This window comes from Pseudomonas sp. B33.4, assembly GCF_034555375.1.
Classification (GTDB): Bacteria; Pseudomonadota; Gammaproteobacteria; order Pseudomonadales; family Pseudomonadaceae; genus Aquipseudomonas.
The window spans coordinates 4,343,197-4,356,387 of the sequence record NZ_CP140706.1 but is presented as its reverse complement, the minus strand read 5'-3'; the positions used below and the strand labels follow the sequence as shown (position 1 = coordinate 4,356,387).

Below are 13,191 nucleotides of genomic sequence, written 5' to 3'. Positions count from 1 at the left end.
AGCAGGCTCACTCCTACAGTAGATCGGTGTCGGGCTCAGGATTGCGGGACGCCTTTTTCCCATGCCGACCAATGCTTGAGGATGTCCTGCACCAGAGGATTACCCGCGCGATAAAGATTCTCCAGCGCTGGCACAAAACCGCCCTGATCAGCGTACTTGAGCAGGTTATCCACTTCACTGCCGCCCGGCTCCGGGCGATCAAAGTCGGACCCGGCACGGACCACGGCCAGGCGTTGTACATCGACCAGACCTTCGCGACTGGCACGCAGCAGCGCCTCATAAGTCGAGTTGTCTTCCTGCTGCGTCGTGCAGTATTCGCCCTTGTTGTCGGTCAGCAGTTTGGTCCAGACCTCGGCCCGTTCGCTCAGGCGCGTGCCGGAAAACCAGGTGTTGCCGGCCAGCGTGTCGCAGCGGGTCACCACCGGTGGTTGATTGGCCGGGGCCGACGGATATTTCAGGCGCCACGCGGCAGATTCCTTGCTCTCGCTCAACTCGACCTTGTGGCTCAGGGCGAAGGCTTTGGCTTGCAACGCCGGGTTGAGTTCGAACACTTCAGTCTTGTAATCCAGCGGTGGTTTTTCGTTCGGCCCCTTGGTGTTGATGCCCAGATAGCCAGTCGGCCAGCTCGATGGCGCATCGCGCGAATCGATCTCCCATTGCGTGCCGAACTCCACCAGATAATGCGCCCACGCGGCGGTGCCGATGGTCCCGTGTTTCGGGCTGATGCCGGCGATGCCAGCGATCAAGAAGTAGCTTTTGCGCAGGTCGAATTTCGGCGACAAGGCCAGCGCCAAAGTCGACGCGGCTGCGTTGGTCTGGCCCATGCCGGTGGTCAACAGGCACACCTGCTGCGCGTTGCAGCGGATGCTCGGATACTCGGCGGACAGGCCCGGCACGCGGATTTCCTGTTTCAACTCCAGGCGGTCGATCCAGTGCTGTGCCTCGGGGGCGAACATGGTGATCAGCATGACTTTCGGCTGGATCGGTGCCTCGGCGGCCCACGCGGTGGAGGAGAGCAGGGCCAAACCGGCCAGGGTCAAACGCATCATTGCTTGCATGGAAAACTCCTTGATTCAGAACTGATAACCGACGCCGGCGTAGTAACCCCAGCCGTTCGAACGCGCGCGGAAATTGCCGTCGCCAAAATTCAGCTCGCTGCCGTCTTCCCAGTTGCCGCCGTTGTGGAAATAACGTCCCACCAACGTGAAGCGCAAATGGGTGAACGAGTAGAGCAGCACGTTGGTCGCCACGGTCGCGTTGGCGGTGCGCGCCGGGTTGTCCTTGTGGATGTCCGAGCCGAAATCGAAGTTGGTGAAGCCGATGTAAGTCAGTGACGCGCCGTTGCTGAATTTGTCGATCGGCACGATGTACTTGAGTTGTGCGCGGTAGCCGTCCCACGAATATTCATTGCTCGCACCGTAGTTTTCCCACTGGTAGCGACCATAGAGGTTGGCCGACAGATTGACCCGCGAGTGCGTATCGATGTCGGTACCGAAACCGCTGTAGAGCGTATTGGCGCGGTTCTCTTTGCGGCTGCCGTGGTCGTAGATCCAGTCGAACGCGACGTACCACTCCTTGAACGGACCGATGGCCAGGCTGCGGCCAGCGAGGTAATCAATGGAGATACGCGGTTCGTGTTCCATGAACACTGGCGAGCCGTGATCCCACACACCTTTGTCGTGGCTGTTGCCGATGTTGAAGATCTTCGGAATGTCGACATAGCCGTACAGTTCGAACGGACCTTTGCGGCCGAAATACTCGTATTCCAGATAGATATCGTCGGCCGGTTGCGGGCCGAAGCTGATGTCCTTGCTGCCAATCAACATCAGGTCCTGGTTGTACCAGTCCGACAGGTATGCGCCTTTTTTTGGCGGGCTGGCTTCGGGGCTGAGGGCTTCGCCCTGGGCGGATTCTTCGGCGGGCGCCGGTTGTGCCAGAGCGCTTTGGCTGAGAAGTCCGGTAACGCCGGTCAGTAGCAAGGAAACAGCAAACGTGCGCGCAAATGGGGCGCGAAAAGGCGAGGCGGCGTGCATTCAAAGTCCTTTTTTGCGGATCGAGGCCCGTGTTCCGTGGGCTTGTACGGTTTTGTTACGAAAACGTTGGTATCGACGTTACGCAAACGTTTGCACAAGGCGTACCAGTTTTCTCAATGCGCTGAAATTTCGAAGGTTTCAGTGCATTTGTTGATAGGGCGGTCAGGTACGGTTTTGCACAGCCGAGGTCCCCCTGTGGGAGCGAGCCTGCTCGCGAAGGCTGAATATCAGAAAAATAGTTCTCAGCTGACCCACCGCATTCGCGAGCAGGCTCGCTCCCACAGGTGTTGTATCGCCCTCAAGACCAGCGCTTGCGGGCTGAAACGCTGATTCCAGACCCCTCTAGTATTAAAGTATTAACACCATTTAATCCGTGCCCCATGGCGGGGCGTCTACTAGCTTTGTCCCCAATCAACGGTTTTGTGATGACCGTCGCAGTCTTGATTCGCGTGTGGAATAAGCACGGCTTTGCACGCTTTCAAGGAAGAAATTGGCCACGACAAGGAGTAGCCCGTGGAAGCAAGGTTTGGTGTCGCCCTCGTTTCGCGTTTTTCCCCACTTTCCCTTGCTGTGCATCTGAGTGTCGCCGGGCTGTTGTTCGGCGGCGTCAGCGCACCGGCGTTGGCCACGTGCTCCACGGCGGGTTCGACAGTGACCTGTACCGGCGTGCCGTCGCTGCCGCTGTTTCTCAACAATTTCAACAGTGCCACCAACGGCCTGACGGTCAACGTCAACAGCGGCGCGCAGATGAACGCGACCCTCGGCGGCCATGTGATGGACCTGACCGGGGTGAACATCTCGCTGAACAACTCCGGCACGATTGATCCGGCGCTGCTTGGCCTGGTCTCGGTGTTGAGCGGCGGTGCATTCATCGGCACCGGCGCAACGAGCACCGTCAGCGTGCTCAACAACGCCAGCGGCATCATCCGTGGTACGGGCATGCTGCTCGGGCTCAACCTGACCAGCATCGACGGCCTGGCGATCGGCGTGAACAACGCGGCGGCCGGCACCACCAGCATCACCAACAACGGCACGATCACCTCGACCGGTTTGTCGGTCGGTGGCATCACCCTCGCCGATACCCCGGTGATCGGCGTCTACGGCGGCTCGCAAGTCAACATGACCAACAGCAGCACCGGTGTGATCAATGGCCGGATCGCGTTCGAAACGTCGGCGGCGGGCAATACCTTCACCAACGCCGGTGCGATTACCGGTGGCGTGTCGATGGGCGCGGCGAGCACCAACACCTTCACGGCAGTGACCGGTTCTTCGGTGCAGGTCGGTGACGGCGTGCAGATCAGTGTCGGCCTTGGGGGGCTGGTCAATATCAACTTGACCTTCGCCCCGACCGGTACAGTGGATGGCGGCGCGGGCGGCACCAACAGCCTGATCCTGCAAAACCCGGTTGGCGTCGGCGGTGGCACTACCGGTGTCGGCACCGCATCGAGCGCGACCTACGTCAATTTCAACAACCTGACCCTCAACAGTGGCACCTGGACTTTGCAGGGGCCACTGGTCAGCGGCGCGACCACGCTCAATGGCGGTGTCGCCCAGTTCAACAACAACGCCACCTTCGGCAGCGGGGTGATCACCTCCAACGGCGGGATTCTGCAGGCCAGCAATGCCGGGTTGAACATCAGCAACCTGATCTCCCTCGGGGCGGGCGGCGTGACGGTGCAAGGCACTAACGCCACGACTCTGAGCGGGGTGATTTCCGGTAGTGGCGGTCTGACCAAAGTCGGTTCCGGGCAACTGAGCCTCAGCGCTGCCAACACTTACCTGGGCAACACCACGCTCAATGGCGGCACGGTGCAGTTGGGCAACAATCAGGCGTTCAGCACCGGCAGCCTCAACGTCACCAGTGCGACAACATTGAGCGCCCCGGGCACGATCAGCCTGGCCAACGCCATCAGCCTCGGCGGCACATTGACCGCCAGCGGCACCGGCGCACTGACCCTCGGTGGCTTGATCAGCGGCAGCAGCGGCTTGACCAAAACCGGCACGGGCAGCCTGACCGTCAGCGGTGCCAACACCGGTTTCACCGGCACCACCACCCTCAGCGCCGGCAGCCTGCTGGTGACCAACAACAACTCGCTGGGCAGCGGCGCACTGAACACCGCCGCCGGCACCAGTCTGGACAGCACGACCAACGTCACCCTCGCCAACAACATCGCGATGACCGGCGCGCTCAACGTGCTCGGCAGCAATGCGCTGAGCCTCGGCGGTGTGTTGTCCGGAACCGGCGGGATCACCAAATCCGGCAGCGCCAGCCTGACCCTGAGCGGCAACAACACCAACAGCGGCAACACGCTGCTCAACGCTGGCAGCCTGTTCGTCGGCAGCAACACCGCGCTGGGGACCGGCGCGCTGAATGCGGCGGCGGGCACCACGCTGGATGCGACCACAGCGGTGACATTGGCGAATGCCGTCGCACTGACGGGAGGCGTGACCATCGGCGGCACGCAAGCATTGGGCTTGAGCGGCATCGTCAGCGGCACTGGCAACCTGATCAAGAACGGCACTGCGAACCTGACGCTCAGCGGCAACAACACGTTCTCCGGTGGCACGGCGCTGAATGCCGGCACGCTGATTGTCGGCTCCAACACGGCGCTGGGGACTGGTGCATTGACCACGGCGGCGGGCACCACACTCGATGCCAGCAGCGCAGTGGCGCTGACCAACGCGATCTCCCTCGGCGGCAACCTCAACGTCGGCGGCAGCGCCAACCTGACCCTCGGCGGCATCGTCAGCGGCAGTGGCGGATTGACCAAAAACGGCGCGGCCAATCTGATTCTCAACGGCGCCAACACCTTTCTCGGTGCCATTGCGCTGAACGCCGGCACCATCACCGCAGGCGCCAACGCGGCGCTCGGCAGCGGCAACATCACCGTTGGCGGCGTGGCCAGCCTCGACAGCAATTCGGCGGTGACCCTCAACAACGCGGTCATTCTCAACAACAGCCTGGGCATTGGCGGCAGCAATGCGCTGACCCTCGGCGGGGTGATCAGCGGCGCCAGCCAACTGGTGAAAAACGGCGCCGCGAATCTGACTCTTAACGGCACCAACACCTACAGCGGCGGCACCACGCTGAATGCCGGCAGCCTGACGGTCGGCAATGGCGCCGCGCTGGGCTCCGGCGCGTTGTCGGTGGAAGGTGCGGGCACGCTCAACAGCAGTACGGCGGTGACGCTGAACAACAATGTGATCCTCAACGCCAACCTCACCGCAGGCGGCGCCAATGCGCTGACCCTTGGCGGTGTGATCAGTGGCAGCAACGGCTTGATCAAGACCGGCGCGTCGAGCCTGACCCTCACCGGCAACAACACCTACATCGGCACCACGGCGCTGAATGCCGGTTCACTGATTGTTGGTTCCAGCACCGCCCTTGGCACCGGCACACTCAACGCCTCGAACGGCACCACCCTCGATGCCAGTACCGCCGCGACGCTGGTCAACAACGTCAACCTCGCCGGCACCCTGACTGTGGGCGGGACCAATGCGCTGACCCTTGGCGGCGTGGTCGCCGGTATCGGTGGGCTGACCAAGAACGGCGCTGCCGACCTGACCCTCAGTGGCGCCAACACGTATTTTGGCAACACCGCGTTGAACACCGGCAAATTGATTGTCGGCAGCAACACCGCGCTGGGTTCCGGTACGTTGAACGCAGCGGCCAATACCACGCTGGACGCCAACACGGCGGTCAGCCTGAACAATGCCGTGGCACTCGCCGGTGCCTTGAATGTCGGCGGCACGGCGAACATGACCCTGACCGGCCTGGTCAGCGGCGCCGGCAGTCTGGTGAAAGACGGCGCGGCCAATCTGATTCTCAACGCCGCCAACAACTACCTCGGTGGCACCACGCTGAACGCCGGTACGCTGACCGTCGGCAACAGTTCGGCGCTGGGTTCCGGGGCATTGACCGTCGCAGGCGCCGCAACGCTGGACAGCAACTCGCCGCTGGTCAGCCTCAACAACGCGGTCGCATTGAACGCCGCGCTGACCGTGGGCGGCACGCAAAATCTGACCCTCGGCGGCGTCACCAGTGGCACCGGCCAACTGATCAAGAACGGCGCGGCCAACCTGACCCTTAACGGCAACAACACCTTCAGCGGCGGCACCACGCTCAATGCCGGTACGCTGACTCTGGGCAATGCCAACGGTTTGGGCAGCGGCGCGTTGATCGTCGGCGGTGCGGCGACACTGGATAACAGTGCATCGTTCGGCATCGGCAACGCGATCACTTTGAACGCCGGGCTGACGGTTGCCGGCAACAACGATTTGAGCTTGAACGGCATCATCGACGGCGCTGGCAGCCTGACCAAAAACGGCCTGTCGGACTTGGCCCTGGCGGGCAACAACACTTTTACCGGCGCACTGAACATCGTCTCGGGCAGCGTCACCACCCTCAACGCAAATGCGTTGGGCAACACCTCCGGGGTCAATATCAGCGCCGGCGCCGGGCTGAATCTGGGCAGCAACGCCAGCCTCGGTGCGCTGACCGGCAGCGGCAGTGTGCAACTGACCGGCAGCAACCTGCTGACCGTCGGCAGCGGCGACGTCACCAGCACCTTCGACGGCGATCTCAGTGGCAGCGGCGGCCTGGTCAAAATCGGCACCGGCACCTTGAGTCTCACCGGGATCAACGGCATCACCGGCAACACCGCGATCGATGGCGGTATTGTGAATCTCAGTGGTTCGCTGGGCAGTGCGCAAGTCAACGTCAATACCGGCGGCACCCTGACCGGTACCGGCTCGGCGCTCGGCGCGGTCAACATCAACAGCGGTGGGCATCTGGCGTTGTCGTCGGGCAACACCTTGTCGGCGAGCGCTCTGACGCTCGGCGCCGGCAGCAACGTTGATGTGGCACTGGGCACACCGTCGACCGCGTCGCTGATGAACGTCGGCGGCAATCTCACCCTCGACGGCAATCTCAACGTCACTGATGCCGGCGGTTTTGGCGTCGGCGTGTATCGCCTGTTCAACTACACCGGCGCCCTGACCAATCTCGGTCTCGACGTCGCCAGCGTGCCGGTCGGTTACGGTCTCGGCGACCTGGTGGTGCAGACCGGCGTGGCCAATCAGATCAACATTCAAGTATCGGCGCCGAACGTCAACATCCGTTACTGGGACGGCAGCCAGACCATCGCCAACGGCGTGGTCGATGGCGGCAGCGGCACGTGGAACGCGGTCGGTACCAACTGGACCGATGCCAATGGTTTGGTCAACCAGCCGTGGGCCGGCGACTTCGCGGTATTCCAAGGCACTGCCGGCACGGTAACGGTGAACGGCACCCAAGCATTTACCGGCATGCAGTTCCTCACCGATGGCTACAACGTCGTCAACGGTGCGGCGGGGCAACTCACGGCGGTCAACGGCACTGGCGGCACCACTGCTTTGCGCGTTGATCCGGGCGTGACGGCGACCATCAATGCGAATATCGATGGCAGCGGCATTCTCAATAAACTCGACGCAGGCACCTTGGTGCTCGGCGGTGCCAACACTTATACCGGCGGCACGCAACTGGACGGCGGCAAGATTATCGTCGGCAGCAATACGGCGCTCGGTACCGGTACGTTGACGGCGAATGCCGGCACGCAACTGGACAGCAACGCGGCGGTGACACTGGCCAACGCGGCGACGCTCAACGGCAACCTCACCGTGGTCGGCAGCAATGCACTGACCCTCAACGGTGTGATTGGCGGCACCGGTGGCCTGATCAAAACCGGCACGGCGAACCTGACCCTCGGCGGCAACAACGCCTTCCTCGGCCCGGTAGCACTGAATGCCGGCGGACTGATTCTGGCGTCGAACTCGGCGCTGGGCTCGGGCACGTTGAACGCGGCGGGCGGCACCACGCTGGATGCGAGCACTGCAGTTTCGGTAAACAACGCGGTCAACCTGGCCGGCAATCTCGGCATCGGCGGTACGGCGGATCTGACCCTGGCCGGCACGGTCAACGGCGCCGGCAGCCTGAGCAAAAACGGCGCAGCCAACCTGACCCTCAGCGGCAATAACAACTTCCTCGGTGGCACCACGCTCAACGCGGGCACGCTGACCGCCGGCAGCAACTCGGCACTGGGTCTGGGTAACCTGACCGTGGCGGGCGCCTCGGCGCTGGACAGCAACAGTGCGCTGAGCCTGGGCAACAACGTGGTGCTCAACGCCAATCTGAGCAACACCGGCAGCAACGACCTGACCCTCGCCGGTGTGGTCAGCGGCGCGGGCGGGTTGATCAAGAACGGCGCGTCGAACCTGACACTTAACGGCATCAATACTTACTCCGGCGGTAGCACATTGAATGCCGGCACGCTGACTCTCGGCAATGGTGCGTCGCTGGGCAGCGGCGCGCTGACCGTGGCCGGTGCTTCCACTCTCGACAATTCCGCGCCTCTGGTGCTGGCCAACAACCTCAACGTCAATGCCAATCTGGCTCTGGCCGGTAACAACAACCTGACCTTTGGCGGTGTGATTGCCGGCGCCGGCACGTTGACCAAGAACGGTCTGTCCGACGTGACCCTGAGCGGCAACAACACCTTCAGCGGCACCTTCGATGTGGCGTCCGGCAGCCTGACCACACTGAGTGGCGCAGCGCTGGGCAACAACGCTACGGTCAATCTCGCGGGTGGCGCGGCGCTTAATCTCGGTGCTTCCGGCAGCCTCGCCAGCCTGACAGGCAGCGGCACGGCGCTGATTGGCACTGGCAATACGCTGAGCCTCGGCGGCAATAATGTCAGCAGCACCTTCGCCGGCATCCTCAGCGGTGACGGCGGTCTGAGCAAACTCGGCAGCGGCACCCTGACCCTCAGCGGCATCAGCGACCTGACTGGCGACACCAACGTCAACGCCGGTACCTTGCAGGTCAACGGCTCAATGGCCAGCGGCAATGTGCTGGTCAACAACGGCGGCACTCTCGGTGGCAGCGGCACCTTGACCGGCGCCGTGACGGTGGCCGATGGCGGTCATCTGGCGGGCGTCACCGGGAGTACGCTGAGCGTGAGTTCGCTGGTGTTCAACGGCAATTCCAACTTCGACGTTGGCCTCGGTACACCGGTGTCCGGTGGCGGCAATGCACTGGTCAGCGTGGGCGGCAACCTGACCCTCGACGGCACCCTCAACGTCAGCGACATCGGTGGTTTTGGCAGCGGCGTCTATCGCCTGATCGACTACACCGGCGGCCTGACCGACAACGGCATGCTCTTCGGCACACTGCCGGGCAGCGTCACCCCGGGCGATCTGCAACTGCAAACCGCACTGGCCAATCAGATCAACCTGCTGGTCACCGCACCGGGCGTCACCGTGCAGTTCTGGGACGGCAATCAACTGGTGGCCAACGGTTCGGTCGAAGGCGGCAGCGGCACCTGGGGCACCGGCACCACCAACTGGACCGACGTCAACGGCACCACCAACCAGGCTTGGACCAACAGCTTCGCGGTGTTCCAGGGCGCGGCCGGCACGGTCACCGTCAATGGCGCACAAACCATCACTGGCATGCAGTTCGTCACCGATGGCTACAGCCTGGTGAATGGCACGGCGGGCTCGCTGAATCTGGTCAACGGTTCGCTGGGCAATGCCACGGTGCGGGTTGACCCGAACGCCACGGCAACCATCGGTGTCGCGCTCAACGGCAGCGGCACGCTGGGCAAATACGACACGGGTACGCTGGTGCTCAACGCGGCCAACGGCTACACCGGCGGTACCGCGCTGAACGGCGGCAAAATCGTGGTCGGCAACAACGCCGCGCTTGGTACGGGTGTGCTGACCGCTGCTGACGGCACGGCGCTGGACAGCAATGCGGCCGTCAGCCTGGGTAACGACGTGGTCGTCAACGGTGGCTTGACCGTTGACGGTTCCAATGCCTTGACCCTCGGCGGCGTGGTCAGCGGTAGCGGCAGCCTGATCAAGGCCGGCGCATCGAGCCTGACCCTTAACGGCAGCAACACCTACAGTGGTGGCACTCAACTCGCCGGTGGCTCGCTGATTCTCGGCAACAACAGTGCACTCAGCGGCGCTGCGCTCAACGTGACCGGCAACGGCACGCTCGACAGCACCTCGGCGCTGCAACTGGCCAACGCCGTCAACCTTGGCGCGCAACTGACCCTCGCCGGCAATCAGAACACCACGCTGATCGGTGCGGTGACCGGCACCGGCAGTCTGCTGAAAAATGGTGCCGGTGATCTCGTCCTCAGTGGTGCCAACACCTACAGCGGCGGCACCACCCTGAACGGCGGCACGACGCGCGGTGATACCAGCAGCCTGCAAGGTGCGATCGTCAACAACGCGACGCTGACCTTCGAACAGAACGCCGACGGCAGCTATACCGGCAACCTCACTGGCACCGGTACGCTGAACAAAACCGGTACGGGTGAATTGCTGCTGACTGGCAACAACAGTTTCACCGGCAACACCTCGGTGCAGGCCGGTAACCTGATCGTCAACGGTGTGCTCAACAGCGCCAACGTCAGCGTCGCCAGCGGCGCAGGCATCGGCGGTGGCGGTCAGCTCGGTGGCGCTGTGCAACTGGCCGACGGTGCGACGCTGGCCGGTGGCGGCACCGCGACGCCGCTGTCGGTCGGCTCGCTGGCACTGTCCTCGGGGACCCATCTGGACTTCAGCCTCGGTTCGGCAACCAGTTCGACCACCGCGGTCAACGTCGCCGGCAACCTGACCCTCGACGGCACGCTGAACATCAGCAATGCCGGCGGTTTCGGGACCGGGGTTTATCAACTGTTCAGCTACGGCGGCAGCCTGACCGACAACGGTCTGGTGTATGGCAGCCTGCCGGTGTCGGCAGCGAATCTGACGCTGCAAACCGCCATCGCCAATCAGATCAATCTGCTGGTGCAAGGCACGCCGGGTGAGGTGCAGTTCTGGAACGGTGGTAAAACCAATCCGGATGGCAGCATTGGTGGTGGTAGCGGTGTGTGGGGGCCAGGCACCAACTGGACTGATCCGAACGGCACTCAGGCACTCGCTTCGAATGGCCAGTTTGCGGTGTTCGGGGGGCAGGGCGGCACGGTCACCGTGCAGGGCAATCAGAACTTCACCGGCCTGCAATTCCTCGCCAATGGCTACAGCCTGACGCCGGGTGCCGGTGGTTCGCTGACGCCGGTCAACGGCGCGGACGGCAGCCTCGCGCCAGTGCGGGTCAATGCCGGCGCGAGTGCGGAAATCTCCGCGCCGCTGGTAGGCACGGGGGGTATCGAGAAGCTTGACTCCGGCACGCTGGTATTGAGCGGCGCCAACACCTACAGCGGTGGCACCACGGTCAGCGGCGGTACGCTGGTCGGTAATACCACCAGCCTGCAGGGCAATATCCTCAACAACGCATCGCTGCTCTTCTTGCAGAACTTCAATGGTCAGTTCAATGGATCGCTGCGCGGACTTGGCGCGATGCTCAAACGCGGTACCGGCACCTTGCTGTTGACCGGTGATAATCCGTTCAGCGGCACGGTCGCGGTCGATCAAGGTGTGTTGCAAGTCGGCAGCCTTGCGGCGCGCGCTTCGTTGGGTGGGCAAGTCACCGTGGCCAACGGTGCCGGTCTGAGCGGCAACGGCAGTGTCGGCTCGGTGGTCAACCATGGCGTTGTCGCCTCGGGCTCCGAAGCGGGCACCCTGAGCGTGGCCGGTAACCTGACCAACGCTAGCGACGGTGTGCTGGCGCTGACGGTCAGTTCGCCAACCGCGACGCCACTGGCAATCGGCGGCACGGCAAATCTGGGCGGCGCCTTGCAAGTGAACTCGCTGGCACCGTTCACCGGCAACACCACGTACTCGCTGATCACCGCGGGCGGTGGGGTGAATGGCACCTTCAGCGCCGCAGACCTGCCGCAATACGCATTCCTCAACACTGCACTGGTATATGACACCAACGCTGTGGACCTGGTGGTCAGTCGCAACGGCAACTCCTTTGCCGATGTCGCCGCCACCGGCAACCAGTTCAGAACCGCCACAGCGCTGTCGAACAACGGCCCGGCCGGTGCGGCGTTGCAGAACGAGATTGTCAACCTCAGTGTCGCCGGCGCGCGTAACGCCTTCGACAGTCTGTCGGGTGAGATCCACGCCAGCACCGCCAGCGCCATCCTCGAGGATTCGCGTTACGTACGTGACGCGGTCAACGACCGCATGCGCCAACCGTCATGCAGCGCGGCGGATGATCCACGCCGTGCCCTGGCGCCAAGTGATAACCAATTGAGCAGCAACGGTTGCCACGGCGAAATGGTCGGCTGGGCGCGGGCACTTGGTGCCTGGGGCGAGTCGGATGGCGACAGCAACGCGGCGAAGCTCGACCGCAACCTCAGCGGCTTCATGCTCGGTACCGACAAGCAACTCGATGACCAGTGGCGCGTGGGCATGGCCGCCGGTTACACCCGCAGCGACCTCGATGCCCATGACCGTCGCTCGGATGCCACCGTCGAAAGCTACCACCTGGCGGCGTACCTCAACTCGCAGTTCGATGCCCTGGCGGTGCGCCTCGGCGCGGCTTACAGCTGGCACGACATCGAGACCAAACGCAACGTCAGCGTCGGCAGCTACAACGACCGCCTGAAGGCCAATTACGATGCGCGCAGCGCCCAGGTGTTCGGTGAAGTCGGTTACACCATTGAAGCCGGCGGCATTGCCCTCGAGCCGTTCGCCGGTCTGGCCTACGTCAACTACGACACTGACAAAGCCAAGGAGAAAGGCGGAGTAGGGCGCCTGGAGGCCGATGCCGATCAGGACATCACCTTCTCGACCCTCGGCGTGCGTGCCGGCAAAGTCATCACCCTGGCCAACGGCGGGCAATTCACCCCACGCGCGGCGATCGGCTGGCGCCATGCCTTCGGTGACACCAAGCCTGACGCTGATCTGACCTTCATCGACGGCGGCGCCTCGTTCAGCACCCAAGGCGTACCGATCGCCAAGGACAGCGCGATTGTTGAAGCGGGTGTCGACTTCCAGATCAGCCCGACCGGCAAACTCGGGGTTGGCTACTCGGGGCAACTGTCGAACGACAGCAACGACCATGCAATGACCATCAGCTTCAGCCTTGGCTTCTGATTTAGGGTCGAAGCACTTTTAGCCGCCCGTAAGGGCGGTTTTTTTAAGATCAAAAGATCGCAGCCTTCGGCAGCTCCTACATTTCGATTTGTGTAGGAGCTGCCGAAGGCTGCGATCTTTT

Annotated in this window: 3 protein-coding genes; 1 reads left to right on the top strand and 2 read right to left on the bottom strand. The window is 63.1% G+C overall.

What is annotated here, in order from left to right; genetic code table 11:
- Nucleotides 1-35: 35 nt before the first annotated feature.
- Together U6037_RS19095 and U6037_RS19090 are read right to left on the bottom strand one after the other, a co-directional pair.
- The gene (locus tag U6037_RS19095) at nucleotides 36-1,058 is read right to left on the bottom strand and encodes a purine nucleoside permease (protein ID WP_322844148.1); all 1,023 of its coding nucleotides are present in this window, start codon (nucleotides 1,056-1,058) and stop codon (nucleotides 36-38) included.
- Nucleotides 1,059-1,073: 15 nt separating this feature from the next.
- A complete protein-coding gene (locus tag U6037_RS19090; protein ID WP_322844147.1) occupies nucleotides 1,074-2,033 on the bottom strand; it encodes a nucleoside-specific channel-forming protein Tsx in 960 nt (319 codons plus the stop codon).
- A gap of 513 nt (nucleotides 2,034-2,546) precedes the next feature.
- Between U6037_RS19090 and U6037_RS19085 the strand changes: the two genes are divergently transcribed.
- Nucleotides 2,547-13,070, top strand: a complete 10,524-nt coding sequence (locus tag U6037_RS19085; protein WP_322844146.1) for an autotransporter-associated beta strand repeat-containing protein — start codon at nucleotides 2,547-2,549, stop codon at nucleotides 13,068-13,070.
- Nucleotides 13,071-13,191: the final 121 nt, after the last annotated feature.

Coding starts and splice junctions, on each gene's coding strand:
- U6037_RS19095 (WP_322844148.1), bottom strand. CDS start 1,058: ATGCAAGCAATGATGCGTTTGACCCTGGCCGGTTTGGCCCTGCTCTCC.
- U6037_RS19090 (WP_322844147.1), bottom strand. CDS start 2,033: ATGCACGCCGCCTCGCCTTTTCGCGCCCCATTTGCGCGCACGTTTGCT.